This is a genomic window from Neptuniibacter sp. QD37_6 (assembly GCF_047778085.1).
GTDB lineage: Bacteria > Pseudomonadota > Gammaproteobacteria > Pseudomonadales > Balneatricaceae > Neptuniibacter.
The window spans coordinates 1,108,087-1,134,383 of the sequence record NZ_CP180550.1; the positions used below are offsets into that span (position 1 = coordinate 1,108,087).

At 43.6% G+C, this 26,297-nt stretch carries 32 protein-coding genes and 1 pseudogene; 16 read left to right on the forward strand and 17 right to left on the reverse strand.

The window, feature by feature from the left end; translation table 11 throughout:
- Window positions 1-8: 8 nt before the first annotated feature.
- From ACMXYO_RS04990 to ACMXYO_RS05025, 8 genes and pseudogenes are all read left to right on the forward strand, one after another.
- Window positions 9-377, forward strand: coding sequence for a cupredoxin domain-containing protein (locus ACMXYO_RS04990; RefSeq protein ID WP_415887416.1), 369 nt, complete (start codon window positions 9-11; stop codon window positions 375-377).
- The gene (locus tag ACMXYO_RS04995) at window positions 370-744 is read left to right on the forward strand and encodes a DUF2933 domain-containing protein (RefSeq protein WP_415887417.1); all 375 of its coding nucleotides are present in this window, start codon (window positions 370-372) and stop codon (window positions 742-744) included. The genes ACMXYO_RS04990 and ACMXYO_RS04995 overlap by 8 nt, the downstream gene beginning before the upstream one ends.
- Window positions 734-850: pseudogene (locus tag ACMXYO_RS05000) on the forward strand (isoprenylcysteine carboxylmethyltransferase family protein); the annotation flags it as partial. The gene ACMXYO_RS04995 and the pseudogene ACMXYO_RS05000, both read left to right, overlap by 11 nt.
- A gap of 28 nt (window positions 851-878) precedes the next feature.
- Complete coding sequence (locus ACMXYO_RS05005) at window positions 879-1,430, forward strand: carboxymuconolactone decarboxylase family protein (protein WP_415887418.1); 552 nt, start codon at window positions 879-881, stop codon at window positions 1,428-1,430.
- A gap of 164 nt (window positions 1,431-1,594) precedes the next feature.
- Window positions 1,595-2,005: a hypothetical protein gene (locus ACMXYO_RS05010; protein ID WP_415887419.1), complete on the forward strand. Its 411-nt coding sequence runs from the start codon at window positions 1,595-1,597 to the stop codon at window positions 2,003-2,005.
- 58 nt (window positions 2,006-2,063) lie between these two features.
- Window positions 2,064-2,411: a P-II family nitrogen regulator gene (locus ACMXYO_RS05015; protein ID WP_415887421.1), complete on the forward strand. Its 348-nt coding sequence runs from the start codon at window positions 2,064-2,066 to the stop codon at window positions 2,409-2,411.
- Window positions 2,412-2,781: 370 nt separating this feature from the next.
- The gene (locus ACMXYO_RS05020; RefSeq protein ID WP_415887422.1) at window positions 2,782-3,378 is read left to right on the forward strand and encodes a c-type cytochrome; all 597 of its coding nucleotides are present in this window, start codon (window positions 2,782-2,784) and stop codon (window positions 3,376-3,378) included.
- Window positions 3,378-4,262, forward strand: coding sequence for a c-type cytochrome (locus ACMXYO_RS05025; protein WP_415887423.1), 885 nt, complete (start codon window positions 3,378-3,380; stop codon window positions 4,260-4,262). The genes ACMXYO_RS05020 and ACMXYO_RS05025 overlap by 1 nt, the downstream gene beginning before the upstream one ends.
- Window positions 4,263-4,434: 172 nt before the next feature.
- On the opposite strand, the gene ACMXYO_RS05030 is transcribed toward ACMXYO_RS05025, so the two are convergent.
- The 6 genes from ACMXYO_RS05030 to ACMXYO_RS05055 all read right to left on the reverse strand — a co-directional run bounded on the left by ACMXYO_RS05030 (window position 4,435) and on the right by ACMXYO_RS05055 (window position 9,276).
- The gene (locus ACMXYO_RS05030; protein ID WP_415887424.1) at window positions 4,435-4,839 is read right to left on the reverse strand and encodes a hypothetical protein; all 405 of its coding nucleotides are present in this window, start codon (window positions 4,837-4,839) and stop codon (window positions 4,435-4,437) included.
- Between the two features lie 540 nt (window positions 4,840-5,379).
- Complete coding sequence (locus ACMXYO_RS05035) at window positions 5,380-6,087, reverse strand: copper resistance protein B (protein ID WP_415887425.1); 708 nt, start codon at window positions 6,085-6,087, stop codon at window positions 5,380-5,382.
- 13 nt (window positions 6,088-6,100) lie between these two features.
- Complete coding sequence (locus tag ACMXYO_RS05040) at window positions 6,101-7,978, reverse strand: copper resistance system multicopper oxidase (protein WP_415887426.1); 1,878 nt, start codon at window positions 7,976-7,978, stop codon at window positions 6,101-6,103.
- Between the two features lie 10 nt (window positions 7,979-7,988).
- Complete coding sequence (locus ACMXYO_RS05045) at window positions 7,989-8,495, reverse strand: plastocyanin/azurin family copper-binding protein (protein ID WP_415887427.1); 507 nt, start codon at window positions 8,493-8,495, stop codon at window positions 7,989-7,991.
- A gap of 96 nt (window positions 8,496-8,591) precedes the next feature.
- Window positions 8,592-8,936, reverse strand: a complete 345-nt coding sequence (locus ACMXYO_RS05050; protein WP_415887428.1) for a hypothetical protein — start codon at window positions 8,934-8,936, stop codon at window positions 8,592-8,594.
- A gap of 28 nt (window positions 8,937-8,964) precedes the next feature.
- Entirely contained in the window at window positions 8,965-9,276 is a 312-nt protein-coding gene (locus ACMXYO_RS05055) for a hypothetical protein (protein WP_415887429.1), read from the reverse strand.
- Window positions 9,277-9,408: 132 nt separating this feature from the next.
- Between ACMXYO_RS05055 and ACMXYO_RS05060 the strand changes: the two genes are divergently transcribed.
- From ACMXYO_RS05060 to ACMXYO_RS05080, 5 genes are all read left to right on the forward strand, one after another.
- Window positions 9,409-9,747, forward strand: a complete 339-nt coding sequence (locus ACMXYO_RS05060) for a hypothetical protein (protein WP_415887431.1) — start codon at window positions 9,409-9,411, stop codon at window positions 9,745-9,747.
- 90 nt (window positions 9,748-9,837) lie between these two features.
- Entirely contained in the window at window positions 9,838-10,248 is a 411-nt protein-coding gene (gene cueR / locus ACMXYO_RS05065; protein WP_415887432.1) for a Cu(I)-responsive transcriptional regulator, read from the forward strand.
- Window positions 10,248-10,739: a DUF411 domain-containing protein gene (locus ACMXYO_RS05070; RefSeq protein ID WP_415887433.1), complete on the forward strand. Its 492-nt coding sequence runs from the start codon at window positions 10,248-10,250 to the stop codon at window positions 10,737-10,739. Before cueR ends, ACMXYO_RS05070 begins: the two co-directional genes overlap by 1 nt.
- Window positions 10,740-10,753: 14 nt before the next feature.
- Window positions 10,754-10,972 (forward strand): SHOCT domain-containing protein, encoded by a 219-nt coding sequence (locus ACMXYO_RS05075; RefSeq protein ID WP_415887434.1) that lies wholly within the window; start codon window positions 10,754-10,756, stop codon window positions 10,970-10,972.
- Window positions 10,969-11,397: a c-type cytochrome gene (locus ACMXYO_RS05080; protein ID WP_415887435.1), complete on the forward strand. Its 429-nt coding sequence runs from the start codon at window positions 10,969-10,971 to the stop codon at window positions 11,395-11,397. The genes ACMXYO_RS05075 and ACMXYO_RS05080 overlap by 4 nt, the downstream gene beginning before the upstream one ends.
- 353 nt (window positions 11,398-11,750) lie before the next feature.
- Here the strand turns inward: ACMXYO_RS05080 and ACMXYO_RS05085 are convergent, their stop codons facing one another.
- Both ACMXYO_RS05085 and ACMXYO_RS05090 read right to left on the reverse strand, forming a co-directional pair.
- Entirely contained in the window at window positions 11,751-12,791 is a 1,041-nt protein-coding gene (locus ACMXYO_RS05085; RefSeq protein WP_415884719.1) for an IS481 family transposase, read from the reverse strand.
- A 285-nt stretch (window positions 12,792-13,076) separates the two neighbouring features.
- On the reverse strand, window positions 13,077-13,784 hold the full coding sequence (locus ACMXYO_RS05090; protein ID WP_415887436.1) for a metallophosphoesterase: 708 nt from the start codon (window positions 13,782-13,784) through the stop codon (window positions 13,077-13,079).
- A gap of 87 nt (window positions 13,785-13,871) precedes the next feature.
- Here ACMXYO_RS05090 and ACMXYO_RS05095 point away from each other — a divergent pair.
- The 3 genes from ACMXYO_RS05095 to ACMXYO_RS05105 all read left to right on the forward strand — a co-directional run bounded on the left by ACMXYO_RS05095 (window position 13,872) and on the right by ACMXYO_RS05105 (window position 15,877).
- Window positions 13,872-15,010 (forward strand): IS3 family transposase gene (locus ACMXYO_RS05095; RefSeq protein ID WP_415887196.1). Its coding sequence is split into 2 segments (ribosomal slippage): window positions 13,872-14,109 and window positions 14,109-15,010, totalling 1,140 coding nucleotides; the frame shifts between segments, so codons are not numbered across the junction.
- A gap of 3 nt (window positions 15,011-15,013) precedes the next feature.
- Entirely contained in the window at window positions 15,014-15,190 is a 177-nt protein-coding gene (locus ACMXYO_RS05100) for a hypothetical protein (RefSeq protein WP_415887437.1), read from the forward strand.
- Between the two features lie 60 nt (window positions 15,191-15,250).
- Window positions 15,251-15,877, forward strand: coding sequence for a class I SAM-dependent methyltransferase (locus ACMXYO_RS05105; protein WP_415887438.1), 627 nt, complete (start codon window positions 15,251-15,253; stop codon window positions 15,875-15,877).
- Window positions 15,878-15,987: 110 nt separating this feature from the next.
- Here ACMXYO_RS05105 and ACMXYO_RS05110 read toward each other — a convergent pair whose 3' ends face one another.
- From ACMXYO_RS05110 to pyk, 9 genes are all read right to left on the reverse strand, one after another.
- Window positions 15,988-17,103 (reverse strand): glycosyltransferase, encoded by a 1,116-nt coding sequence (locus tag ACMXYO_RS05110; protein WP_415887439.1) that lies wholly within the window; start codon window positions 17,101-17,103, stop codon window positions 15,988-15,990.
- Between the two features lie 468 nt (window positions 17,104-17,571).
- Window positions 17,572-18,894: a Na+/H+ antiporter family protein gene (locus ACMXYO_RS05115; RefSeq protein WP_415887440.1), complete on the reverse strand. Its 1,323-nt coding sequence runs from the start codon at window positions 18,892-18,894 to the stop codon at window positions 17,572-17,574.
- Between the two features lie 262 nt (window positions 18,895-19,156).
- Window positions 19,157-19,894 carry a MipA/OmpV family protein gene (locus tag ACMXYO_RS05120; RefSeq protein ID WP_415887441.1) on the reverse strand — a complete coding sequence of 246 codons (738 nt, stop codon included), beginning with the start codon at window positions 19,892-19,894 and terminating at the stop codon, window positions 19,157-19,159.
- A 236-nt stretch (window positions 19,895-20,130) separates the two neighbouring features.
- A complete protein-coding gene (locus ACMXYO_RS05125) occupies window positions 20,131-21,516 on the reverse strand; it encodes a TRAP transporter large permease (protein ID WP_415887442.1) in 1,386 nt (461 codons plus the stop codon).
- Window positions 21,516-22,049, reverse strand: a complete 534-nt coding sequence (locus tag ACMXYO_RS05130; protein WP_415887443.1) for a TRAP transporter small permease subunit — start codon at window positions 22,047-22,049, stop codon at window positions 21,516-21,518. Before ACMXYO_RS05130 ends, ACMXYO_RS05125 begins: the two co-directional genes overlap by 1 nt.
- Before the next feature lie 114 nt (window positions 22,050-22,163).
- The gene (locus ACMXYO_RS05135; RefSeq protein WP_415887444.1) at window positions 22,164-23,234 is read right to left on the reverse strand and encodes a TRAP transporter substrate-binding protein; all 1,071 of its coding nucleotides are present in this window, start codon (window positions 23,232-23,234) and stop codon (window positions 22,164-22,166) included.
- A gap of 89 nt (window positions 23,235-23,323) precedes the next feature.
- Window positions 23,324-24,610 carry a phosphopyruvate hydratase gene (eno, locus tag ACMXYO_RS05140; protein ID WP_415887446.1) on the reverse strand — a complete coding sequence of 429 codons (1,287 nt, stop codon included), beginning with the start codon at window positions 24,608-24,610 and terminating at the stop codon, window positions 23,324-23,326.
- The gene (locus ACMXYO_RS05145; protein WP_415887447.1) at window positions 24,597-24,740 is read right to left on the reverse strand and encodes a hypothetical protein; all 144 of its coding nucleotides are present in this window, start codon (window positions 24,738-24,740) and stop codon (window positions 24,597-24,599) included. The genes eno and ACMXYO_RS05145 overlap by 14 nt, the downstream gene beginning before the upstream one ends.
- Window positions 24,741-24,763: 23 nt before the next feature.
- Window positions 24,764-26,209: a pyruvate kinase gene (gene pyk, locus ACMXYO_RS05150; RefSeq protein ID WP_415887448.1), complete on the reverse strand. Its 1,446-nt coding sequence runs from the start codon at window positions 26,207-26,209 to the stop codon at window positions 24,764-24,766.
- Between the last annotated feature and the right edge of the window lie 88 nt (window positions 26,210-26,297).

A 26,297-nucleotide genomic window follows, 5' to 3' on the forward strand; every position in this document is an offset into this window, starting at 1 on the left:
CTAGCATTATGTTGATAATTAATTTATTAGGTTTTGTGTTTATCGGCTTAATTATCTGGTGGTTTTGGCTTAATAAACCAGGTACCACAGCAGTAACCAAAGGCACTGTCCCCATAACCGTTGAGAACGGGGTTTACAGTCCCGCACAGGTTCGTGTGCAGGCAGGCGAACCCATTATCCTCAGCTTTATTCGTAAAGACGGCTCGCCTTGCTCAGCCATTGTACAGTTTGATGACTTAGGGCTGAGTGAAGAGCTCCCCTTAAACAAAGCGCGAGAGATAAAGTTTGACTCTTTAACACCCGGTAAATATCCATTTTCTTGCCAAATGCAGATGTACCGAGGTGAATTAATAGTGGAGGGGCAGAACGATGAGTAAAAAATCTTCATTTTGGTGTTCTAAAAGCGGGTTTGCCGCATTGCTGATGATTGCAGTGGTGGGGTATTTCCTTCTAGTCGAGCATGCGGAACATGTATTCCCTTATCTTCCATATCTTTTCTTACTGATGTGTCCATTGATGCATTTGTTTATGCATGGCAATCATAAGCATGGGGGACATGAACGCGACTCTGCGCAGACTGATGATAATAGTTCTTCTGAAGTTCATAGGCATGAAAACTTTGTTGAACAGAGTGAACAGAGTGAACAGAGTGAGCAGAGCGATGCTTACCGGAAAGGTTATATTGAGGGTTTAAAAGCAGCGAGAGATGAAGCGAATCAAAAGGAGCACAAACATGAGCAATGATTATGGTTTGTGGTCTTTGGTTGTTATTAACTCGGCTGTATTTATTTTTTTCGCGTTTAGTTTTATTAAGCCAAAAAGCAAAATGGATTGGCGCAGTATTGGAGCTGCCATAAAAAGTAATAGTGGAGAATTCAATGCGAATTAGTACTAAAAAGCTTCAGGATTATCCGTTCTATCTTCGGCCATTCTTTTGGAATCAAAACCGTAAATACGGCATGGTTCTCAAACCAGCATTGCTTTGGGCTCGTATCCCCCGGCTTTTTGCCACAGTTGCTTTATTGTTTGGTGCGCTAGATTCAAGAAAGTCAGCAATCACCCCTTCATTGCGATCGATGATCACGGTGAGAGTTTCTCAGATTAATTGGTGTGAATTTTGTGTTGATGTGAATTCTTATATGTATGCGAAACGTGCAGGGGATGAATTAAAGCTCGAAGCTTTATCCGAATGGGCTGAAAGTGATTTATTCGATGAACATGAACGTCTAGTTTTAGACTATGTAGATTCAATCACGTTTAGCGACAGGCAAGTTACAGATACGCTAATGACAAGGCTGCGTTTGTATTACGATGAGGATGGCATTGTTGAATTAACAGGGCTGATCGCTTTTCAGAATATGTCGAGTAAATTTAACAGTGCGTTAGATGTGCCTTCTCAAGGCTTTTGTCGTATTCCGTCCAAAAAATGATCTTTATCAATAAACGGGTTTAAAGCGCCCCTTTTTGTACCTCTTTATTGACCTTCCAGTTACTGGAAGGTCTAAATTTGATTACTAGGTTCTAGGCACGATTCTGATGGAATTTATGCAGGATTGTGGAAGGTCGTTTTAAAATTGCAATCAAGGAGCGTGTAATGAAACGTTTAATGGTAGGAATGCTTAGTGTTGTTTTGATGAGCGTAGGTTTTTCTGTTAGTGCACATCAGCAGGGTGAAGGGATGCAGAAGGGCATGGATGGTGAGCGCTCCCAGATGATGAAAATGCATGATCATATGGGGAAAACTGAAGATTTAATGAAAGAGATCCAGAGCAACAAGCATCCCGAAAAGCGCCGGGAAATGATGCATGAGCATATGAAGAATATGCGAATGGGTATGGATATGATGCATGGTTCTGGAATGATGGGGGATTACAAGGGGGATAAAGAGCCTTGCCCTCATATGGATTCACGTATGGGTATGATGCAAAAGCAAATGGGTATGATGCAAAGAATGATGAAACAAATGATGGAGCATCAGTCTCAAAAAGATATGCCAATGCATTGATCGTATTTGATTTGAAATGAGGGCTTGCCCTCATTTCTTTTTTTCTGGAGGTTGTGTCATGAGTTTGAAAAAAGTCAGCGCTATCTTTAATGAGATGGAGAAAAGTAAGCTAGAGGCTGCTTTTTTGAAGGCCGGTGTGTGTGGCTATACAATCCACAATGTTCGTGGACATGGAGTATACAATCAGGTCTATGGTCAGACCGATCTAGTTGAGCACCTTCAAGTGGATATATACACCTCATCAGAATATGCTCAAAGCATTGCAGAACTTATCGTCAATACTGTTTCTGTTAATGCCGATAGCGAAGGTTTGGTTGCAATTATTCCTGTTGAAGGTCTGTATTGGATCCATACAAAAGAAAAGGTTTCGGATACTGAGTTTAAGTTTTATCCTCCAAAAAATTGAGCTCAATATGTTTCCATTCCTTGGTTTGAAAAGACTCAAGCTCCTGTTACCCCTAGCTCTTATTGTAGTTGTAACAGTACAGCCTGTTCAGGCAAAACATATAGAAAATCAAGGGTTAGCGATCAGTCACAGCGGAAGTGGTTCGCTGCATTTACATGATCATGGGTATGTGTTTGATTGCCACTCAGGGCATGTTTTGGCCATTATAAGGATTTTTTCTTTCACTCGAAGTAACTACATTCAAATCGCTTATGAATGGGTATCAATGAGCGATCATTCAATCATAATGACAGAAGATCCACCCCCTCCTAAATCGTCGCATTTGATATGAAATGGGTACCGAATTTTAATTTTTTATAGAGAAAACAAAATGTTTAAAAAATCAGCTAAGTATTTAATTGCGTTAAGTCTGACCGTTTCATCTTCTGTGGTTATGGCGCACGGTGGAGCGACGGGTATAGTAAAAGAACGTATGGATGCGATGGGAGATATGAAAGATTCCATGAAAGAAGTTTCTGATATGTTCAAAGGAAAAACTCCTTATGATGCCGATAAAGTTAGAGAAGCGGCTGAGATTATTAAGGGGCATTCGGGTAATGCTTTAACGAAGTTATTTCCTGAGGGGAGTATGCAGCATCCTACGGAAGCTAAGCCAAATATCTGGGATGAATGGGATCGCTTTACTAAGCTAGCAGATCACTTAGGGGTTTTAGGTGAAGGCTTAATAAAGGCAGCGGGGAATACGGAAGCACCTAATGAAGATAAAGGAATGATGGGTGATTCCGGGATGATGGGTAATGGCCACATGATGGGCAATGACCACATGATGGGGGGATCATCTATGATGGGCGGGCATATGGTTCATACCGCAGAGGAGTATGGGAAAATGCCCGTTGAGATGGTTTTCAATATGGTGTCCGATAACTGTTCTTCCTGTCATACTCGATTTAGAAAAGAGAAAGAGTAATGAAGCGTCCGTTAATTATCCTTTTGGGAAGTAGTGTGGCCTTTGCCATTGGGTGGAAAAGCCTGACTAGCGAAGCCACTATTACATATTCGCTCAAAGGCTTAGAAGGTGATGTCGGTCGTGGAGCTTACCTTGCCAGAGCCTCTGGCTGTATTGCTTGTCACACGGATGTGGTCAATGGTGGTGCTGCATTAGCCGGAGGGCCGCCATTGAAAACGCCTTTCGGGACTTTTTATGCCCCTAACCTTACAACTGATAAAGTACATGGTATCGGCGACTGGAATATCGATGATTTCTCATCGGCTTTACGTTCTGGTAAAAGTCCTCAGGGCGATAGTTACTACCCAGCGTTTCCCTATACGTTTTACACAAAACTTAGTGATCAGGATATTGCTGATCTTTGGGCGGCATTTAAGACTGTTCCAGCTATTGGGGTGTCAGCAAAAGATCATGAGTTAGGGTTCCCTTTCAATCAGAGATCCGGGTTAACTTTATGGCAGGCATTGTTTTTCAATGAGGAGAGGTTTCAGCCTGATACTTCTAAGGGTGAAAAATTCACCAGAGGGGCTTATCTTGTTGAGGCTGCTACCCATTGCGCAGCTTGTCACAGTGAGCGCAATTTATTGGGTGCATTAGATCAAGATAATCCATTCACTGGCTCAGAATCCATGTTAGAAGGTGAAGGTCGAGTTCCTGCTATCACTAAACAGGCATTGCTTGAGAAAGGCTGGACTGAGCTAGATTTGGCTTATGCTCTGAAATCGGGCTTGAAACATGATGGTGATGCTTTCGGGGGGAGCATGGGAGAGGTTGTTAGAGATGGTACCTCGTTTATGCGGAAAGCAGATCGTGAAGCAATAGCTTATTATTTGATGAATAAATAATTTTAGGCCCTCAGCAATGAGGGCTTTTTATTTTATCAAGGCGTTGCAGACAAGGTGTGGATATTCTCCAGATGTTAGTACTAACCAAATGTAATTTGTAAGTTGCAGGGAGAGTCTTTGCTAAGAATAATCACCCTCAAGCAGATGAACTCTACTTGAGGGAAGGTTAAGCTTATTTAGGGTGCTTATCGCCTTTCATCATATTCCCTTGAGGACCGTCTCCAGTTTTTTGCATGTAATGTTTGCCTTTTGGGGATTTGTGCTCATGTTTATTCCAGTCAGGATGATGCTCAGTTTTTGCTCCTGCAACATGTTCTTTCCCTTCCATCATATGACCTTGATGTCCATCACCACCGTGTTGCATGTAATGGGTATTGGATGTATTTGCTTCCACTTTCTTATACTCTTCGTGCAACTCATGATCTTCCATTTTTCCTTCTGGATGATCAGGCCCTTTCATCATATGTCCTTGGTGACCATCTCCTGAATGTTGCATGTAATGTTTTTCGTCAGCCATAACACCGGCGCTTAAACTCATAGTGCCGACTACTAAAGCGATTGATAGTAAATGTTTCATAATGATTTCCTTCCCGTGTTATCTCGTTTATTTACATTCATGTTAGGAGTTACAGTTGCTGGAAGGTCAAGGCATTTAATTAAAAAATATTTATCTTTTTTGTGGGGGATAAAAGCTTTGTTATTTCGCTTTTAATATCTGGAATGAGTGCATTGGTGAAGTTGAATAATGACTTAGGTATGAATAATAAAACTCTGTGATTTGTTTTTTTATCGAGCCACTGATAGGTGTATGCAAAAGTGACATTAGTCATCTTAAAAATAGTAGCTGAACAATAAGGTTAGTATTGCTCAGGTAGGGATTGATATAGATAGTTGATATAGCTTCCCTCGCTGTAAAGAGGGGTGATTTCCCCTTTGCAGGGGATATTGATGGTATGACCGCCTATTCGACGAATACGACTTCTAGGGTGAATTGAGAGATTTATTGACTCATACCGGCTTTATGTATTCTTAAAAGGAAAACGCCTGATGAAAGGCATCAGGCGTCGAGGTACAGCAGAATCTATTACCGAGCTTTAAGCTAAGTGAACCTTAAAGGTTAAAACCATATTCGAATTCCTATGACTAATTGAGTGTCATTGGTATCTTCACCTTCCTCTCGGGCAAAATCGGCTGTATCACCAAATTTTTTCTCCCAATGTATGCCAATATAGGGAGCTATTTCCCGTCTTACTTCGTAGCGAAGGCGAAGGCCAGCTTCAATGTTTGATAGGCCGGAACCAACTTCTCGTACTTCATCATTTTTACCATGAAAATTTACTTCAATCTCAGGCGAGAGAACCCATTGCTGAGTGAGCATCATTTCATACTCAGATTCTAATCGCAGTGCAGTTTGTCCATCTTCACCTATAAACAGGCTAGCGTCAGTTTCAAAGTAATAAGGAGCGACACCTTGAACGGCAATTACAGCCCAGTCTTGTGTCGGTTTGGGGTAGAAATCGTGTCTGATGCCAAACTGAAGATCCCAATAAGGATCAATTGCTTTGCTATACAGTAATTGTAGTTCTGCTTTCTCTGTTTCTCCGTTTGCTCGTTCCCCCTCGGTTTTGAAAACTAGTTTATCGAGGTCGTACCCCGCCCAGCCCTGTATTTCCCAGGCAAATGGTTTACCTGAACTTGCATCCCTTTTTTCTAGTTGATCGATGGTGATCATCGTCAGTAATGGATCATCTTCGCCTGCTGCTTCAGCTTGGAAGGGAAGAAAAAACATGGCAAAAACTAATGTTTTGTTAATAGTATTCTTCATCTTTTTCTCCCTTTTAACTGACATGAACTTCACGAAACATACCAAGCATGTGGTAGATCAAGTGGCAGTGAAACGCCCATTTACCTTTAGCGTCTGCGGTTACTCGGTAACTTATTCTAGCGCCGGGTTGTACTACGACAGTGTGTTTGCGTGGGATGTATCGGTTATCACCAGTTTCTAGATCGCTCCACATACCATGAAGGTGCATAGGGTGATTCATCATGGTGTCGTTAACAAAGTTTATCCGTACTCGTTCGCCGTATTTGAGCTGAATAGGGGCTGCATCACTGTATTTAACACCATTGATTGACCACATGTAGCGACTCATGTTGCCTGTAAGGTGCAGATCAATTTCACGAGTTGGGTCACGCGGATCGGGTGTTGGGTTGAGGTTTTTCAGGTCTGCGTAAGTCAAAACGCGTCGTCCGTTGTTTCTTAAACCTACCCCAGGGTCATCTAATCGGTACTGTGGATTATCGGCCCGCATATCCACATGTGGCCCGTACTCGGTGTCTGCATGTTTAATTCCCTGGCTACTATTGGAATGCATTGAGTGATCCATACCTCCAGAATTTGCCATACTATGCTGCGAGTGATCTATTTGCCCCGAGCTGTTCATGTTGTGCTGGGAGTGGTCCATTTTTCCGGGGTTATGCATATTGTGCTGTGAATGATCCATTTCTCCTGAGCTATTCATGCTGTGCTGGGAGTGGTCCATTTGGGAAGAGCTTCCCATGTTATGCATACCGTGGTCCATGCCCATATCGGTGTGCGTCAGTAAGGGTACAGGATCAAGGGCAGGGACTTTGCCCGTTAAAGCGTAATCTGGAGTGAGTGTACCTCTGGCATAACCTGATCTATCAATTGCTTGTGCAAATACTGTATAAGCCATGTCATGCTCAGGTTCTACAATTACATCATAAGTTTCAGCCACACCAATTCTAAATTCATCAACAGATACGGGCTGAACATATTGTCCGTCAGCTGCAACGACAGTCATTTTTAGGCCGGGGATGCGAACGTCAAAGAATGTCATTGCGGCACTGTTTATGAAGCGTAACAATACTTTTTCACCTTTTTTAAATAATCCCTTCCAACCCTCGGCAGGTGTAATACCGTTCATCAGAAAGCTATAGGTATAACCAGTCACATCAGAGATATCTGTTTGGCTCATGCGCATGACATTCCACATCTCACGTTCTTGGAATGTAGCTTCAACCCCTTTTTCCTTAATATCACGCCAAGTATCGTTGAGTGTTCGCTCGTTGAAGTTGTAGTAGTGGCTCATCTTCTTGAGCTTGGCATAAACGTCATTTGGATCTTCATCAGTCCAATCCGATAGCATAACGACATAATCGCGATCATAGGTATACGGTGGTGGCTCTTTAGGCTCAATTACGATAGCTCCATAAAGCCCTGTTTGTTCCTGAAAACCAGAGTGGCTGTGATACCAGTAGGTGCCAGACTGTGTGACTTTAAACTGGTAGTTATAGGACTCGCCGGGTTTGATACCAGCAAAGGATAAGCCTGGTACACCATCCATCTCCGGAGGGAGAATCAATCCATGCCAATGAATAGAGCTATCTTCAGTCAAAGTGTTGGTAACACGTAGAGTTACAGTTTCACCCTCTTTGAAGCGCAGCACAGGGGCGGGTAGGGAGCCGTTAACAGTTGTAGCAAAACGAGGAGCGCCTGTGAAATTAACTGTTTGCTTACCTATTGTGAGATCAAAGTTATTGCCCCTCAGTTCAGGAGTGCCGGTTTGTGAGGTAGCGGCAAATAAGGATTGGGATTTAAAGCCGAATCCCGCCAAAACTCCTCCCATCGCCAATCCGGTAACAAAGCGGCGCCTAGATGAGCTTATGTTGATTGGTAGAGATTGTTTTTTCATCTGATTCCCCTTAGTTACTCTTGCCGACTTTTATTGTTGCAATCATTCCTGCTTCGTAATGCCCAGGTAAGGTGCAAGCGGCTAAGAAGTTACCAATGGATGTAAATTTCCATATCAGCGTTTTTGTTTCTCCCAGTTTTAAAGATAGTGTATTACTGTCTGAATGCTCCATCTCCGGCATATTTGCCATCTCTTGACGATGCATTTCTATCTGCTCACGTGTACCAAGGACAAATTCGTGGGGTAGTTGTCCTTCGTTAGTCACTATAAACTCGATGGTTTCCCCTGCTTTAAACTGCATACCACTTAAGCTGAATTTCATTTGATCATTGGCGCCGATCTCTAAGGTTTTAGTTACTTCGGAGCGATTACCTTTTTGCCCAATGCTAATGTGATGTTTATCCATCATTTCGTGGTGATGGGACATCTGGTGGGATTCGTGTTTATTTACCCCCGCAAACACTTCAGGGGCCATAACAAATGCTGATAGCAGTGTGGTTGTTATTAACTTATTCATGTGAACCTCGATTTAAAAAGGAACTGATCGCCCGCGTAAAAATATTGTGACAGTGGCGGAGGGTGAAACCCGACCAGTTCAGTACTCCACTTCAGCTTATGCTGAGTTAGCTTGTTGATTTTGAGTGATGGGAAAACGAGGTGGTTTCTTTTTGCGTACATAAGGATGAAATTGATAATCGTCATCAATTTCATCGTAATGAAATACCGAGTTCAGTTGCGTTAAAGAATCTTGCGGCGGAAGTATTGCAGTAATTGAAGAGGTGCAATGGCTGAAATCGAAACTGGCTAAATTTCTTTCAGATATATCGTGGCAATCAGTAACAGTGATTTTTTCGAAGTATTTTGAGTCGGAGTGTATGTGAGTGAAAGAAATGCTACTCCAAGACACTAAAGCTACTAACAATAAGTAATACCAGCTCTTGTGGATATGATATTTCATTGTTCTTTCCCGCGCTTCTGTGTCAGGTCTATTTGGGCGGTTTGTTACAGCAATGGGCTCTATGGCCAAAATTGTCTCTGACATTTTCATCAGAATATTGGTACCAGCTTCGTTTCCATTTGCTCAACAAACCGGATTTAAGTACAAACTGGTTGTTAGTTATTATCTGTTCTATTCCTAACCACTGAATTTTTGTTGCATCGTACGAAACTTCTAACCAGTCCTCTGCCATAAGCAACCCGATCACACCATCCTGTTGGAAGAGCTCTTCGGTTAATGTTTCACGGTCTCCTACATGTGAAAATTTGATGTATCGCTTCTCTTCAGTGGCTGATGACATGAGTGTATTTCCCTTACGTTTTAATTCAGCTTAAGCCTTCCAGTTAGAGCAAGGTCAATAAAAACGGAAAAATAAAAAAACTATTTCTAACTGCTATTGTCATAGTGGGGAGCGTGGAGCTATATTAGAAATATGAATATAAAATGGCTTTTTACCATTTTTGCACTTCTGATGACGTTGTTTGGCACAACGCAGATGAGTGTGGCCGCAGCTTTGCCAATGGAACATATGTCTTCGGATATGCATTCTATGGTGGAGATGGATGGTGATAAGCATACGGCCATCGATTGTGCCGGTCAGCCAGGTTGTGAGCTAGAAAGCTCGTGTGGCGGGCATTTATGTTCTGCTATTTCTAGCCTTACAGCTATAGAGATAGCTCACCTCTCCTTCAGCGAACCAATATATAGAGCCTCTTTAGCGTCGCTTTATATTACTCAGAAAGATAGACCCCCTCAGTTCCTGATGAGCTAATCATCGGGGGCGTAATGCTTCCTGCTTATTCAAGATAATACCCATAAGCTTCAGCTATGGGTGCATGTTAATTATGCAGGGAATATCAAAATGAATATCTCACAAGCAGCTAAGTTCACTGGTTTGACCAGTAAAACAATCCGTTTTTATGAAGAAAAAGGAATAATTCCTAAGGCTAGACGGTCTGACAATGGCTATCGCTTTTACACTGAAGATCAGTTAGAAACTCTTGGTTTTATTAAACGTGCCAGAGGGCTTGGATTCTCGCTTGATGAGTGCAAGCAGCTTCTTGATCTTCAGCATGACCCTGACCGTTCTTCTGCCGCTGTAAAAGAGAAAGTGCAGCATAATTTGGATCGTGTTAAGAGCCAGATTAAACATCTAGAAGATATCAAGTCAGCTTTAATGAAAATGTCAAAATCATGTCCAGGTAATGCGGACCATGATTGCCCGATTTTAGAAGAGTTATGTCATGAAGGACGTGGAGAGGTTTTACAGTAATGGTTGATGCAATTGTGAAAATAAAAAGAGTTGTTGCTCTATGTTTAGTGACAGTCGCTTTCCCGGCATATTCAGGGGATCCGTATTGGTTGGAAGGGCGAATCAATACTCAACACGAAATTGATGTATATCGCAGTGAAAGTTGTGGTTGTTGTAAAACCTGGATAACTCACTTGAAGGAACATAACTTTGTAGTTAGAGACCATGTGGTTGCTGATGTGACTCCTTTGAAAGAGCAGTTGGGAGTACCCAAACAGGGGTATTCATGCCATACAGCTAAAATCAACGGTAAGGTGATTGAAGGGCATGTACCTGCACAGGCTATTAAAAAAGCATTATCAAATGAAGATATAAAGCTTCTAACGGTCCCTGGGATGGTTTCAGGTAGTCCAGGCATGGATATGCCGGGAGCACCAAAACATGCTTTCAAAGTTTACTCCGTCGACTCTGAAGGCGAGGTCGGAGTTTTCTCAGAATACGCTAACTATTAAGCAGGAGGCTGATCATGTGGCATGCAGATGGGATGTTTTCTTCAGGATGGCATGGATTAGGGATGATAATTTGGCTATTGATTATTGTTGTAGTGATTATGTTGATAGGGAAAGCAATATTTGGCAGAAGTAATCAAGTTTCTACAGCTATAGAGAACCTTAATGAGCGTTATGCAAACGGTGAGATTTCTGAAGAAGAGTACTTGAAGGTGAAGGCAGAATTAGAAAAATGATTATACGAACAGGAATTGTTCTGACTTTGGTAGTTGGAATTACAGGGTGTTTTGAATCTGAACCTAAGGTTGATGGTCGTTGGTATACCCAATCTCAGGTAGATCTTGGAAAAGATGTATTTCTGAATAATTGTGCCGCTTGCCACGGCGCAGGGGCGCAAGGGACTAAAGAATGGAGAAAAACTCTTCCTAATGGCAAATATCCACCTCCACCTCTAAATGGTTCGGCTCATGCATGGCATCATCCGCTAAAAGGCTTAAAAGCAACTGTCCAAGAAGGAGGAGCTAAATTCGGTGGAACTATGCCTGGGTTTGGAGATGTACTCGGCGACAAAGAGCAGGACGCAGCTATTGCTTATTTTCAGAGTAAATGGACTCCGGAAATCTATCAGATGTGGTTGGATCGAGGTGGGTTATCTAAGTAAAAGCTTTGCTTAGCGGGTAGGTGCTTTTTATTTAGTTTAGCAGACCAGTTATTACGATCGATTGACTTCAACACTTGAAGAAGACTTTAGGCATGTCTGTATCCTTAAAGTAGTGAAAACATCGAGATTATTTAAACATGGGTCAAGATGGCAGAATTTACTATCCCGCGGGGTAGAGCCGACAATTAGTTTCTTGCTTAGATGATTTAAGAAGATTGCTGACCTTGTTGTGTAGTGACATAGTATATGTGGCCTGTTGATTAGAGGTGATATGATCAGCTTCATGACTTCTAAACTGTACTAGCTCAGACCTGATCTGACAGTTACCCGTTCTTTCCAGTGCTACTGTCAGATTAGATTTGGGCTAAATTCTTTTCAGCCCAAATCTGTTTTCCATCAAGCAATGTTTCCAGTGGCGTTCTGCCACAGCACATTTTCCCCTGATGAGTTCGTTCATTGTTGTAATAATCCAGCCATTCGTCCAGATCTTTTTGCAGTTCTTCCAGTGAAGCATAGAGCTTTTTACGGAACGTAACCTGATAAAACTCGTTCAATATCGTTTTATGGAAGCGCTCACAGATACCGTTAGTCTGTGGGTGTCTCGCTTTGGTTTTCGTGTGATCAATATCGTTGATGGCGAGATATAGCTGGTAATCGTGCTGCTCAACCTTGCCACAGTATTCCGTGCCTCGATCAGTCAGGATACGCAGCATAGGCAGCTCCTGAGCCTCAAAGAATGGTAATACACGATCATTCAATACATCGGCTGAGGTAATTGGGGTTTTCGTCGTGTAGAGCTTAGCGAACGCTACCTTGCTGTACGTATCAACAAAGGTTTGCTGATATATCCTGCCAACCCCTTTTAGATTACCCACGTAGAACGTGTCCTGAGAACCCAGATAGCCAGGATGATGCGTTTCTATTTCACCGCAGGCTTCGTCATCTTGTTTCTTCTTCTCAAGCGCAGCCACTTGGTCATCCGTCAGAATGATACCTTCACTCGCAACCTTTGCTTCCAGAGCCGAAAGGCGCTTTTTAAAGTTTTCTAAGTTATGACGTAGCCAGATGGAACGAACACCACTGCCCGATACAAACACGCCAGCTTTACGCAGTTCGTTACTGGTTCGGGCTTGGCCATGAGCGGGGAAAGCTATCGCGTGTTCAATGACGGCGTTCTCAATCTGCTCATCTACACGGTTTTTGACATTGGGCGTTCTGCGAGATCGGTTGATCAGTGAATCAACACCGCCTTCCTCAACAAGTTCCTGATAGCGATAAAACGTATCACGGGAGACACCCATTACTTTGCAGGCTTTTGAGACGTTTCCAAGTTCTTCCGCAAGGTTGAGTAAGCCTGCTTTGTGTTTAATGATGGGATTGCTAGTATGCAACATGAGAGTTACCTTTGTTTTGATTTAAGATTTCAGCACCTTTATCAAAACGGGTAACTCTCTCTTTCTCAAGAAGATATGTCAGATTAGGTCGAGACTAATTCATCTAAACATTAATTCATTTCTTATTCAGTATTAAGTTAGGGCGTTCTATGAGTGAGCTGCAAATTGTTGGAGTGATATCTCTCCTATTAGGTTTTACAACCCTTATTCTAGGTTTGTATCTAATTGGTAAAGATAAAATTTAAGATTGAGCAATAAGTTACTTTGAATAACAACTGCGCATTTCTATGCAGATAGCAATTGTGAGATCGGTGCCAGAGTGAGTTTTCCGCTTCCAAGTAGGGTATCGATCCAGACTTGATTAGTTCCTCTTTCTACATAGCTACAGCCTACGTGTCCGCTTATTACAAATTCAATGTTAGAGATGGTCTGAGAACTTTTTCTTTGAGATTCTGAGTACTTCTGTGTAGACCACAGGAATGGTATCCAATCATCAATAGGTTTTTCTAATTCCTGCCAATCATCTGGGGCCATCGCATGTATGACTCCAACATTTAAATGTTTTGTTACAACTGTAATTGCTAGGCTCATATGTTCTTGAATCAATTGTTGGTAGTGCTCTCTTTCTTTGTTTGTTAGCGAATTAGCCCATGAGCCACCGTTTTGTTGATGCAACCTCCGGCAGTTAGGGTCAGTATCTCTTTTAAGAAAAATCGCCTCGTGATTACCGAGCACACTATAGAACCATGGTTTCCTTAAAAGTTCTAAACATTTAATAGAATCGGGTCCGCGATCAATTAAATCACCGGTCGCAATTAACCTGTCGCAATCTCTATTGAAACCTACCATGGAGAGCCTTTTCATCAATTGATCAAATTCTCCATGAATGTCTCCTACAAAAAAATCAGTGCCTTGTGTATTTCTTGATAGCTTTCGGTGCTGTAACAATTGAGGACATGATCTCATTGGTTGGTATTCTTTCTCAGCTTTCATAATTCAATTATTCAAGAAGGTCTGGTAAGCCCCCAGTTCTCTAGACACCTCATAGATATATAATCGACGAAAATAATGAGGTGTACGATGCGCGGAAAACGTTACCCAGAAGAATTCAAAATCCAAGCGGTTAAGCAGGTCACGGATAAGGGCTATACGATTACTGATGTCGCTGAGCGACTCGGTGTAACTTATAAAAGCCTTTACGCTTGGGTGCAAAAATACAGCCAGCCCGATAGCTGCCGACAAGCGGATGATGCCCAGTCCGCTGAGATCAAAAAACTCAAAGCTGAATTACGCCGCGTCACTGAAGAGCGTGACATTTTAAAGGAAGCCGCGGTGTACTTCGCAGGGGAGTCAAAGAAAAGTACACGTTCATAAAGTCGCGACTCAAGAAATTTCGTGTAGCCGTCATGTGTCGTGTATTGGCTGTCCATCGCAGCGGCTTTTACGCATGGTTGAAGCAACCTTTTAGCCCTCGAGCACGCGAAGACCAACGCTTAGCAGTAAAGATTAAACAGTTTTGGCTTGAAAGCGGCTGTGTGTATGGTTACCGCAATATCACTATCGATTTAAAACGAGATGGTGAGCTATGCGGAAAGAACAGAGTGCATCGTATTATGCGTAGCGAAGGTTTGTCGGCTGTCCGTGGTTATCGCCGTCACCCTAGTTTCAAAGGAGGAAAACGACACCCTGCTGCCGAAAATATCCTTAATCGAGCATTCGAGGTCACTCAGCCTGATCAAGTGTGGGTAACTGATTTCACATACATTAGAACCTACGAAGGTTGGTTATATCTCACGGTAGTGATTGATCTGTTCTCACGTAAAGTCATCGGTTGGACGATGAAAAGCTCACCCAAAACAGACCTCGTTATCGATGCGTTACTGATGGCTATTTGGGGTCGAAGACCAACAACAAAGGTTCTTGTTCATTCAGATCAAGGGGTTCAATATACCTCAGGTGACTGGCGTAGGTTCCTTAAGGATCATAATCTGGAAGCCAGTATGAGTCGTCGTGGTAATTGCCATGACAATGCTGTTGCGGAGTCGTTTTTTTCGTTACTCAAAAAGGATCGAGTTCAACGGAAGATTTACAGAACACGCGATGAGGCTAGAGCTGAGATATTTGATTACATAGAAGGTTTCTATAACCCTCGAAGAAATCATGGTACTAATGATGGGCTGTCACCAGCGGAAGCTGAAAGGCAGTTTTTTAGAAACTAGAAAGTGTCTAGAATTTTGGGGTCTTACCAAACTCTCTATGAGGTATTGGTGTTTGATGGTGTATGCCACAAACTTAACGTTTATGGCATCCTGTCTGTGGCTGAACAAGCCAATCTTGTTATGTCTGGTTCATTTGATTTTGCATTGATTCATTTGAAGCGGGCTAAGATAGAGTGCTGAGTAAGTTAATCTCATTATTTTAAAAGACAATTTTAAAAAATCATTTGTGTGAATTTCTATATGGGCAATCGCTATAGCAAAGAAAGTTTAAGTGAAATCGAACGCGTGACTCTAGGGCATTATGAATCGAATGCAGCGTCTTTTTGGCAAGGTACTCGTGATCATGATGTTAGCCAGAATATTGATGCTTTATTAAGTGCATTGCCGCAACGAAAAGGGCTGGATATTTTAGATTTCGGTTGTGGGCCTGGCCGCGATCTTCTTTCTTTTAAAGCCTTAGGTCATTTTCCTACTGGGCTCGATGGAAGTAAGACTTTCTGTGAGATGGCCCGATTACATAGTGGTTGCCCTGTGCTGAATCAGTCGTTTTGTCATCTCGATTTAGGGGAAGAGTGCTTTGATGGAATTTTTGCTAATGCTTCTATGTTCCACGTCCCCAGTCAGATGCTCGGTGAGGTTTTGTCTAAATGCTATATTGCGTTGAAACCAAATGGGATCTTATTTACTTCAAACCCAAGAGGAGCGGCGGAAGGGTGGAATGGTGAGCGTTTTGGTCACTATATGGAGTTAGAGGTTACTGCTCAATATCTAGAGGATACAGGTTTTCGTATTCTTGATCATTATTATCGCCCAGAAGGTTTACCTTGTGCCCAACAGCCTTGGTTGGCAATTGTTAGTCAACGTTGAGGTTGTCGGTTTTTGTTAATTCTTTTCTTTATTTGAGAGCCTTGTTTTAAAGAGCTGAACGATGGCCAATGTAGACTCCATTTAGGAGTCGAATGAGTAGAGTCTTTTCGTTATAGCATCGGCTTCTCTGGCTCGGCAGGTGATCGATTCGCTAACCCTGTTCTATTCCATGATTGCCATTGAAGACCTTCTTTGCGTTTTAGTCGCTTTAAGCTTCTGATGAGTGCTTGGAACTCGACCGCATCGACGACATACCATATTAGCCAAGCGATGGGAGCGTAATAGAGCATCCGCACATGGAAGCGTGGCTGGGAATCATACGAAGTCTGGAAACTAACAAGCGCCGAGATTAGTAATATACAAATACTTAGGGTGATATAGTCACCAGTGTAAACAATGTAGGTGAAAAATAGGGTTAGCAAGGGAAGCTCTAGTAGTAATAGAAACTCTGCATAAAGCGCAGTTGGCAAAAGCAACCAGGACAGATAATAGTTATTGGTTTTCGAACTATTAAAAAACAGTTGACGATGTTTGATAAAGGTTTGAAAACGCCCATACTTCCAGCGCAAACGCTGATTGCAAAGGCTCTTTAGATCCGAAGGGCCTTCCGTATAAATGATGGCGTCAGGTGCGTAACGGCAGTGATAACCCATGCCTAGTATACGGGTAGATATTTCAATGTCTTCAGTAATGACATTGTGATCAAATCCACCTGCTTCAATAAGTACGGATCGGCGATACGCTGCAGCGGCTCCGCCAATAATGTAAACCGCATTGAAAACAGAATCAGCTCTTTTCATAAAGAAGCCGCAGAGATATTCGAGTTGTTGGATAATCCCGAGCCCTGCATGGCCATTACCGATGGCTACGTTGCCAGCAACAGCAGCTACCTTATCGGATGAAAATTTCTTCACCATGTTCCGAATAGCCTTGGGGTGCATTAGGCTGTCAGCGTCGATAGTGATTACGATCTCTCCTTTCGCATACTGTAGTGCATGATTAAGCGCTTTGGCTTTTCCCCCGTTCTCTAGTGCAAAGTAACGTAGTTTTATTGGGTTGTTGGGATTGAACTGTGCAATGAATTCACTCAGGAGCTGGTGGGTTTTATCAGTTGATCCATCATTGATGACGATCACTTCATAGTTGTTATAGTCGGCAGCTAACGCAGATCGTAGGGTGTTTATAATACCAACCTCTTCATTCCATGCTGGAATTAATACACTCACAGAGGGTTCTTGGCTTAAAACGGGTTTGTCTCGAAAGAAATCAATGACTCCTGAGAGGGGGGCTGCGATCAGTTGGATCAAGAACTTTATTATAATTGGGATGAGTATAAGCGTTAATACTAGACGGTAGTTGGCTAAAAAATCAGCTTCATGGCTGGTCTGTGTATAAGCAAGGCATAGAATAAAGCCGGTTATGCTGTACGCGATGACTGTATTGATAATCGATCGAGAGGAAATTCGGCCTTTCTGCAACATGCTAATGTCTCGAACCCTGAGGGGCGTTATAAAGATTTGGCGCGGATTATGCGCCTAGTTGTTCGGCTAATAAAGTAATTTTAATAGATCCTTAGTCTTAGTTCTTAAGGGTTATTTTTTATCTTTGCTAAAGAGTGCATATAGATCGAAGCAGTGCTCTCGGAGGCAGGATACAGGCCTTACTATAAGCTAAGGCCTGTCTGTTCTGTGCTTTTATAACGTTACTGCTGCAAACCAACCAAAGGCGAGTAGAGGCAGGTTGTAGTGTAGGAATGTCGGTACGACCGTATCCCAGATATGATTGTGTTGGCCATCGACGTTTAATCCTGATGTTGGGCCTAGGGTTGAGTCAGACGCAGGGGAGCCCGCATCACCTAAAGCTGCAGCTGTGCCGACTAGAGCAACGATAGCTAAAGGGCTAAATCCTAGCTGAATAGCTAATGGCACGTAGATCGCTGCAATAATTGGGATAGTTGAGAACGATGAGCCGATGCCCATAGTAATTAGCAAACCCACCAATAACATCAAGAAGGCCGCTATTGGTTTATTTTGGCCAATAACGTCCACTGAACTAGTCACTAGCGCAGCGATATCACCGGTTTCTTTAAGCACCTCAGCAAAACCTGATGCGGCAATCATGATAAAGCCAATGGTTGCCATCATCTTCATGCCATCAGTCAATACGCCGTCAGATTCTTTCCAGCGGATCACGCCAGTAACAGTAAATAGGATAAAGCCAAGCATAGCTCCCATGATCATGGAGTTGGTAACTAGCTGTGTTACGAAGGCTACACCGATTGCTAAGAGTGCGACGAAAATGCTCTTAGAATTAAAGTCATTTACGCTGTTTTCGACAGTTTTGATCTTTGATTGATCATATCGACGTTTACCACGATAGCTGATGAACACAGCGATCAATAATCCACACAACATCCCTGCAGCAGGTATGCTCATCGCTTGAATCACAGATATGCCTGTTGTATCGAGTCCGCCTTGACCGATATGTTTAAGTAGAATTTCGTTAAGGAATATTCCGCCAAACCCTACCGGTAAAAGCATGTAAGGGGTGACTAGGCCAAAGGTCAGTACGCAGGCAATTAAGCGTCGATCCAATTTAAGTTTGCTCATCGCCAAAAGCAAAGGTGGTATCAGTAGGGGAATGAACGCAATGTGGATCGGGATTAAGTTTTGTGACGAAATGGCTACTGCTAAGATGATTAGGAGTAGCAGTGTTTTGATCTTGTTGACGCGTGCTGGCGTAGGATCTTGGCCAATCACTGTTATTGCTTTATTCGCTAACAAGTGTGGTAGGCCTGATTGTGCAATTGCGACTGCAAAGCCACCAAGTAATGCATAGCTCAAGGCAACGCTTGCACCGCCGCCAATCCCAGCATTAAAAGCATTGATTGTCGCATCTAGACTCAATCCTCCTGACAAGCCGCCGACAAGCGCGCCAATCAAAAGAGCAATAACCACATGGGTTCTAAAAAGGCTCAGCACCAACATGGTTAGCACTGCAATAATCACTGCGTTCATAGTTAAGCCTAGGGCTCCACATTTTAAAAAAAGGGCGCACCATGAGGGAAGGGCGCAGGGGAGTCAATATGTGGAATGCAAAACAGGTTTAGCAGCTAAAATTGCTTTTTTCTCGCGCTATTAGCCTAGTTTCTTTACGAAATTCAGGGCGAAAAACTACGGATAAGAGGGATAGGTACGGGGTAGTTGAAATATAGAGTTGAGGTCACGGCAATATAAAAGTGGCCTGTTATTTATCTGCCGTAACCTCCAACTAGATCGACTAGAAACGGAAAGTGTAAGCGGCTTTTACCTCTGGGCTGTTGTTGCGATCAATAATAGGGCTATCCTCGATCTCGCTGCCCCAACCTTTAACCCCTATACCCATCTGGATGGTTTGTTGTTTATCCACAATATAAAAAGCATCAACCCCCGCGCGGTAGGTCGTACTGCTATCTGCTTTGTACACAGCGCGCTGAGCGGTGGCTTCGTTTGATTTTACGCCGTAGTAGTAATTGTTCAGGTCGTCACTGCGCCAGCTTAGTTCCATTGAGGGTTTTAGCACCCACTTGGAATTAAGCTGATAAGGTTTAGTCCAGCCAACAGATATTTCATGCCCTTCGTGGGTATCAGAGATATCTGTCACAAAAGAGGCTGACAATATGCCGTAGTGTGTATCGAACGATGCACTGACACCAGCTTCAATTGCGCCATCACGCTCTTCCATGCCGTTGAGCATATAGGAATCGTCAGCTTCATAGCCTTCGAAACGGTATTGGCCCAATAGATTGACTTGGAATTTACTATTACCGTAAAGAGTGTATTGAGCTTTGTTTCCTGCTAACAAAAAGTTACCTTTCTGTGCGTAAAAGCTCGGGAATACAGTAGTTTCAGTGCCTACACCTTTATATGCACTCTCATAACTTGTAACGCCAGCTCCGATACCGAAGATCCATTCTTCATCAGCTGCTGCGTTTAAGCTTAATAAAATACCTGTGACTATCGCTATTTGTGATTTCAATTTACCTATCTCCTGTAAAGGATCTTCCTGAGTAAGTAATCAGTTACGCAATCAAAGCGAAGGGGAGTGCCTTGAAAGAATTAACCTTTACTAACTAACTTGAGGTTAAGGATGCCAGTATTGGTTTAACCTCAAAATTAGGGATTACAGATAGGCGCATAGGTGTTTATCTATATTGCGAAAGAAAAAACTCCTCATAAAGAGGAGTTTTGTAGGTATCTGATATCTAAATCTTATTAGCCATAAGCAAAGGCGGGTAGCCAGGTGACCAATTGAGGCCAGAAGACGAGCATCACTAGTGCAGCTAATTGCAGTAGGATGAAAGGAATAACGCCACGGTAAATTTGCGTTAGTTTTACTTCTGGTGGGCAAACACCTTTTAAGTAGAACAGGGCAAATCCAACCGGTGGGGTGAGGAATGATGTTTGCAGGGCCATAGCAACCAGCATTACAAACCAGACTAGTTCTGGGTTATCCACAACTCCGTAGCCATTGATATCTAATCCCAAAGCTGAGATGACTGGCGCTAATAGAGGCAGAATAATCAGCGTGATTTCTATCCAATCTAGGAAGAAGCCCAGCAGGAATATAATCAGCAGAATAAACGCGACTATACCGTAATCACCGAAAGGTAAGCCGGTTAGGAAACTTTCGATCAGTTCATCACCGCCCAACTCTCGTAATACCAGGGCAAAACAGGTTGCACCAATAAAGATGGCAAAGATATAAGCAGTGGTGTTGTAAGTACCGTGTAAAACTTCCTTTAATACTTTGAAGTTATATTTGCGATTGTATATTGCAAGCAGCGTAGCACCGAAGGCACCTACACCTGCGGCCTCTGTCGGCGTTGCTATACCAGCGAATATGGAACCCAAAACAACAAAGATAAGTAGTACTGTTGGGGTGATTGCTTTTAATACCTTGATTACCGTATTCATAGTAACAGGCTGGACATCCTTAGGGACTGGGGCCGCTTCAGGATTAATAAAGCCTGTGATCAGGATATAGGCGATATACAAACCGCCCAAAATTAGACCTGGGAAGACCGCACCCATAAACAGATCGCCTACAGACAAACCTAATTGGTCGGCCATGATCACCAGCATAATACTTGGCGGTATTAAAATACCTAAAGTACCGGCACTGGCGATTGTGCCCAATGCAAGAGGCAGTGAGTAGCCCTGTTTTTGCATAGAAGGTAGTGACATCATAGCGAGTAGAACGACTGACGCACCTATAATACCAGTGGAGGCCGCTAGGATAATACCGATCACTGTGACTGTGATCGCTAGACCACCGCGTACTTTTCCGAACAGTTCCTGTAGGGATTCCATCAGCTGCTCTGCTACACCGGATTTATCTAGCATATTGCCCATAAAAATGAACATCGGTAGGGCGACCAGAATCCAGTTATCCATGATCTTAAACAAGCGGTTAACCACAAGTCCTAAGGTGGTGAAATCTAACCCAGTTAACGTGCCTAAGTAGATATCAGATAGGTAGCCTACTAGGGCAAAAATAACGCCAATACCACCCAGTACATAGGCAACGGGGATGCCGGTAAAAAGTAGTGCGATGAATGATAGAAACATCGCAATGACAAGAATCTCATTGATTTCCATCAGTGCTTACCTCGTAACAAAAAGCAGATATCTCGAATAAACCGCGACACACAGGCCATAAATAACAGGCCGAAGCTGGCAGGTATGACTGCCTTAATCAGCCAGCGGTATGGAAGTCCCGAAGGCGCGTCGGAATGTTCATTGATGACCCAGGCAGAATGAACAAATTCCAGGCTGTGGATAAAGACAACGGCAATAAAAGGGAAAACCAGAAATAGCATGCCAAAAATTTCGACCCATGCTTTAGTGCGTAGGCTGAATTTGCCATAGAAGAGATCAACACGGATATGGGCGTTATTGACTTGCGCATAAGCTAAACCAAACATGACACCTACGGCATACAAATGCCATTGCAACTCTTCTAAGGCGATTAAACCACTAGCAAAACCTTTACGCAGAACCACCTGGGTGATGATCACCCCTACTAATACGACATATACCGATGCGATAAGCATCCCAGTCCTACGTATGAACAGATCGATTGCATCAGCAAATGCAACCTGCTCTTGATGAGAGGAAGACAGATTATTCACGGGACCCACCCTTGGAAATTCTGATAGAGAAAGAGGTGTTCAGAACGGTTGGATAACCGTTCTGAACAGGTATGACATAGACCTGACTCGGTGTGAATCAGGCATATTTTATGTTTAGTTTTGAGGCTTACTACGTGGGAGGTAAGCTAAGGATTCCCATAAATCATAACCACCGCGGAACTGACTCATGTCATCCCATACTTTCTTGAAGAAAGCGTTCTCGCTTTGCTCAACAACTACTTCGTCCCAAGATGATTTGAAAGCAGTCAGCATAGTGTCGTTCCAATAACGTAGCTCAACGCCTTTTTCCGCGGACTTAGCGAGTATTTCAAACTGGCTAGCTTCACCTTCGGCCAAAGATTCCGTGATCGATGCTTTGCATGTAGTTTCGATGATTTCCTGTTGTGTCGCTGACATCTTGTTCCAAGTATCTTTATTAATTAGCAGCTCATGCAGGGTTGCTTGCTGGTGCCATCCTGGGAAATAGTTATATTTAACGATCTTATGGAAACCTAAGCGTTGATCGATCTGTGGTAGAGAAAACTCCGTGGCATCGATTGCACCTTTTTCCAAGGCTCCAAAAATTTCACCGCCAGGTAGCTGCACGGTACCCACGCCCATTTTTTCCATGACTTTAGCGCCTAGACCAAAGAAGCGCATATTGATGCCTTTAAGGTCTTCTGGCTTTTCGATTGGTTTAGAGAACCAGCCAGAGGTTTCTGGTGGGTTGATCGCGCAAGGAACGTTGTGTACGTTATAGCCATGAGAGTCGTACATTTCCTGCCATAACTTACGGCCATTGCCATAGTACAACCAAGCTAAGTATTCACCCGCTTCAGGACCAAATGGTACCGCTGAAAACAATGCGGATGCTGGGATCTTACCTTGCCAATAACCAGCTGTTGCATAACCTGAATTAATCTTACCTGTAGATACGGCATCAAGGATTTCTGGTGGAGCAACAAGTTTACCTGGCTCATACACCTTCATCTTGATGTTGCCACCACTAATTTTGTTTAGGCGCTCTGCAACCTCAACAATTGGCGAGCCTAATGCCGGTAAGTTAGTTGCAAAAGCAATCGGGGTTTTCAGCAGTACTCTGCCTTCGGCTGATACTGTGGAAGACATTGATACAGTAGCTGCAACAATCGCTGTACTCAGAATGGTTTTTCTCATGGTTTTCATAAGTAACTCCAGTTTCTATTTTTATAGTAGTAATGCGGATATCGACTTATTCGCATGGGTTTTTACAAGGTGTAGTTAAAGGTGTTGCTTCATTTAAAAATTTGGCTGCCAGGGTAGGGAGCTTGCTCTCCTAACTCCGCTTCGATACGTAATAGACGGTTATATTTCGCGACACGATCAGAGCGACACAAAGACCCGGTTTTTATCTGGTCCGCAGCAGTGCCAACGGCTAAATCCGCAATGGTGGTGTCTTCGGTTTCACCTGAACGGTGGGAAATTACGACGCTATAACCCGCGGCTTTGGCTAGGCGAATAGCGTCAAGTGTTTCAGATAGGGTGCCGATTTGGTTGAATTTGATCAGTATTGAGTTAGCAATATTCTGTTCTATTCCTTGTTGTAGAATTTTGCTGTTGGTCACAAACAGATCATCGCCGACCAATTGGATTTTATCGCCCAGCTTTTGTGTAAGTTCTGACCAGCCGTGCCAGTCAGATTCGTCCATGCCATCTTCGATTGAGCGAATTGGGTATTTAGAAGCCAGTTCAGCTAGATAGTTGCCGAACTCACTGGCACTAAATTGTTTATTCTCGCCACTGAGTTGATAGAGGTTGTCTTGGTAAAATTCGGAGGCGGCGCAATCTAACGCCAGACTAATATCAGTACCTAGCTCATACCCAGCCTGTTCAACCGCTTTCTGAATAATGATTAACGCCTGCTCATTGCTACCTAAATTTGGAGCAAAGCCTCCTTCATCACCTACTGCGGTGTTTAAGCCTTGCTGTTGCAGCACTGTTTTCAAACTATGGAAAACCTCTGTGCCACAGCGCAACGCTTCAGAAAAGCTGCTGAAATTCAGGGGCTGTACCATAAATTCCTGAATATCCACATTATTGTCGGCATGCTCACCGCCGTTAAGAATATTCATCATTGGTACCGGCATTAGGTATTCACCGGGTGTGCCATTTATGTCTGCAATGTGGGCATACAGAGGTATTTGCTTTTCTATAGCAGCCGCTTTAGCGGCTGCTAAAGATACCGCTAAGGTTGCATTGGCACCTAGGTTGGCTTTGTTTTCAGTACCGTCCAGCTTGATCAAGCATTGATCTAGCTGTTGCTGGTCTAAACAATCTAGGCCTCGTAGAGCTTGGTTGATGGATCTGTTTACATGGGCAACCGCTTTTAAAACGCCTTTCCCCTGGTAGCGTTGTTTATCGCCGTCCCGTAGCTCTAGAGCTTCCCGGGAGCCGGTGGATGCACCTGAGGGAGCGCAAGCAGAGGCGAAAACGCCTGATTCCAGAATGACATCCGCTTCAACCGTTGGATTACCACGTGAATCTAGGACTTCGCGCCCGATGATCTGTTTAATCTTGCTCATGACTTGTACCTTCGGCTTCATTCGCAGGGGGATGCGGTATCTCTAGCAATTCTTGCTGCTCGGACACTTCTATTCGAAAGTCAAAATCTCTTGGCCAAGCAGCGGGTTCATAGGTATTAGTTGATTCCATGACATCTCCTCCTGTTCAATTTCTTATTTGATATCACTGCCAACACGAACAATTTTTAGTGTGTTGGTTCCACCGTGAACATTGAGATAATCCCCTTTGCTGATCATGACCAAATCACCTTCGGTGACGATTTTCGCGTCGATTAAACTGTTTACTGCAGACTGGTTAATCTGTTCGTGAGAGATGGAAGAGGCTTCAAAATAAAGAGGCACGACACCACGGAAGATAGCCGTACGATGCAAGGTTTCCTGATTAGGGCTTAGGGCAAAAATGGGTAACCCTGAACGGATGCGAGACATCAATAACGGGGTTGCACCTGTCTCGGTCATAGCGATAATGGCTTTAACGCCTGATAGGTGGTTGGCGGCATACATGGCAGCTAGCCCGATGGTTTCATCAATATTAGAGAATGATTGATGCATGCGATGTCCGGATGTGCGGGTTTGCGGCTGAGTTTCTGCCCCCTCTATGACGCGTACCATGGCTTGTACGGTTTCGATCGGATAATCACCTGCGGCTGTTTCAGCCGAGAGCATGACTGCATCAGTACCATCCAGAACCGCGTTGGCGACATCAAACACTTCGGCACGGGTTGGCATCGGATTCGTGATCATCGATTCCATCATCTGGGTTGCCGTTATCACGACACGGTTTAATTGTCGCGCCCGTTGGATGATCTGTTTTTGCACGCCGATGAGTTCGGCATCACCAATTTCGACCCCTAGATCGCCACGCGCAACCATAACGCCATCAGAGGCTTCGATAATTTGGTCTAGTACTTCTGGATTGCTGACCGTTTCCGCACGTTCAATCTTGGCTATTAAACCTGCACTACTGCCTGTCGGAGTGAGTAGAGCGCGAGCTTCCTGCATATCGGCGGCATCGCGAGGGAAAGATACGGCTAGGTAATCCACACCGATCTCCGCGGCAGATAAAATATCGGCTTTATCTTTATCTGTTAGCGCGGCTGCTGATAATCCGCCGCCTTGGCGATTAATGCCTTTGTTATTAGATAGGTAGCCACCAAGAACTACTGTGCAATGGATTTCAGGGGCACTGATATGTTCAACCCGCATAGTTAGGCGGCCATCATCTAGGAGTAGCATGTCTCCGGCTTGGCAGTCATCTACTAAGCCTTTGTAATCAAGCCCGACTTGTTGTTGGTTGCCAGCGTCTGTATCCAGCTCTGCATTAAGGGTAAAAGCTTGACCTGCTTTAAGTAGCACCTTGCCATCAATAAAGCGGGCAATGCGTATTTTCGGACCCTGCAGATCGCCAAGAATAGCAACGTAGCGATTGGCTGCGGCGGCTGCATCCCGTACACGTTGTGCGCGGGCTTTATGGTCGGCCACAGTACCGTGGGAGAAATTCAGGCGGACAACATCGACACCTGATTGAATCAGCTGGCTGATTACCGCTGGGGAATCAGAGGCTGGGCCAAGAGTGGCAACGATTTTTGTTCTTCTCATGATCTGTGTTCCTGTAGCCTTATTAGGTATGAACACATTATCGGTTGAAGGGTAAGAGAGTGCCTCGGCAGCTGTACAAAATTAGTAG

What these genes read in the sequence shown, in the direction of transcription:
- ACMXYO_RS04990 (WP_415887416.1), top strand. Translation starts at nt 9, where the DNA reads ATGTTGATAATTAATTTATTAGGTTTTGTGTTTATCGGCTTAATTATC.
- ACMXYO_RS04995 (WP_415887417.1), top strand. Translation starts at nt 370, where the DNA reads ATGAGTAAAAAATCTTCATTTTGGTGTTCTAAAAGCGGGTTTGCCGCA.
- ACMXYO_RS05005 (WP_415887418.1), top strand. Translation starts at nt 879, where the DNA reads ATGCGAATTAGTACTAAAAAGCTTCAGGATTATCCGTTCTATCTTCGG.
- ACMXYO_RS05010 (WP_415887419.1), top strand. Translation starts at nt 1,595, where the DNA reads ATGAAACGTTTAATGGTAGGAATGCTTAGTGTTGTTTTGATGAGCGTA.
- ACMXYO_RS05015 (WP_415887421.1), top strand. Translation starts at nt 2,064, where the DNA reads ATGAGTTTGAAAAAAGTCAGCGCTATCTTTAATGAGATGGAGAAAAGT.
- ACMXYO_RS05020 (WP_415887422.1), top strand. Translation starts at nt 2,782, where the DNA reads ATGTTTAAAAAATCAGCTAAGTATTTAATTGCGTTAAGTCTGACCGTT.
- ACMXYO_RS05025 (WP_415887423.1), top strand. Translation starts at nt 3,378, where the DNA reads ATGAAGCGTCCGTTAATTATCCTTTTGGGAAGTAGTGTGGCCTTTGCC.
- ACMXYO_RS05030 (WP_415887424.1), bottom strand. Translation starts at nt 4,839, where the DNA reads ATGAAACATTTACTATCAATCGCTTTAGTAGTCGGCACTATGAGTTTA.
- ACMXYO_RS05035 (WP_415887425.1), bottom strand. Translation starts at nt 6,087, where the DNA reads ATGAAGAATACTATTAACAAAACATTAGTTTTTGCCATGTTTTTTCTT.
- ACMXYO_RS05040 (WP_415887426.1), bottom strand. Translation starts at nt 7,978, where the DNA reads ATGAAAAAACAATCTCTACCAATCAACATAAGCTCATCTAGGCGCCGC.
- ACMXYO_RS05045 (WP_415887427.1), bottom strand. Translation starts at nt 8,495, where the DNA reads ATGAATAAGTTAATAACAACCACACTGCTATCAGCATTTGTTATGGCC.
- ACMXYO_RS05050 (WP_415887428.1), bottom strand. Translation starts at nt 8,936, where the DNA reads ATGAAATATCATATCCACAAGAGCTGGTATTACTTATTGTTAGTAGCT.
- ACMXYO_RS05055 (WP_415887429.1), bottom strand. Translation starts at nt 9,276, where the DNA reads ATGTCATCAGCCACTGAAGAGAAGCGATACATCAAATTTTCACATGTA.
- ACMXYO_RS05060 (WP_415887431.1), top strand. Translation starts at nt 9,409, where the DNA reads ATGAATATAAAATGGCTTTTTACCATTTTTGCACTTCTGATGACGTTG.
- cueR (WP_415887432.1), top strand. Translation starts at nt 9,838, where the DNA reads ATGAATATCTCACAAGCAGCTAAGTTCACTGGTTTGACCAGTAAAACA.
- ACMXYO_RS05070 (WP_415887433.1), top strand. Translation starts at nt 10,248, where the DNA reads ATGGTTGATGCAATTGTGAAAATAAAAAGAGTTGTTGCTCTATGTTTA.
- ACMXYO_RS05075 (WP_415887434.1), top strand. Translation starts at nt 10,754, where the DNA reads ATGTGGCATGCAGATGGGATGTTTTCTTCAGGATGGCATGGATTAGGG.
- ACMXYO_RS05080 (WP_415887435.1), top strand. Translation starts at nt 10,969, where the DNA reads ATGATTATACGAACAGGAATTGTTCTGACTTTGGTAGTTGGAATTACA.
- ACMXYO_RS05085 (WP_415884719.1), bottom strand. Translation starts at nt 12,791, where the DNA reads ATGTTGCATACTAGCAATCCCATCATTAAACACAAAGCAGGCTTACTC.
- ACMXYO_RS05090 (WP_415887436.1), bottom strand. Translation starts at nt 13,784, where the DNA reads ATGAAAGCTGAGAAAGAATACCAACCAATGAGATCATGTCCTCAATTG.
- ACMXYO_RS05105 (WP_415887438.1), top strand. Translation starts at nt 15,251, where the DNA reads ATGGGCAATCGCTATAGCAAAGAAAGTTTAAGTGAAATCGAACGCGTG.
- ACMXYO_RS05115 (WP_415887440.1), bottom strand. Translation starts at nt 18,894, where the DNA reads ATGAACGCAGTGATTATTGCAGTGCTAACCATGTTGGTGCTGAGCCTT.
- ACMXYO_RS05125 (WP_415887442.1), bottom strand. Translation starts at nt 21,516, where the DNA reads ATGGAAATCAATGAGATTCTTGTCATTGCGATGTTTCTATCATTCATC.
- ACMXYO_RS05135 (WP_415887444.1), bottom strand. Translation starts at nt 23,234, where the DNA reads ATGAAAACCATGAGAAAAACCATTCTGAGTACAGCGATTGTTGCAGCT.
- eno (WP_415887446.1), bottom strand. Translation starts at nt 24,610, where the DNA reads ATGAGCAAGATTAAACAGATCATCGGGCGCGAAGTCCTAGATTCACGT.
- ACMXYO_RS05145 (WP_415887447.1), bottom strand. Translation starts at nt 24,740, where the DNA reads ATGGAATCAACTAATACCTATGAACCCGCTGCTTGGCCAAGAGATTTT.
- pyk (WP_415887448.1), bottom strand. Translation starts at nt 26,209, where the DNA reads ATGAGAAGAACAAAAATCGTTGCCACTCTTGGCCCAGCCTCTGATTCC.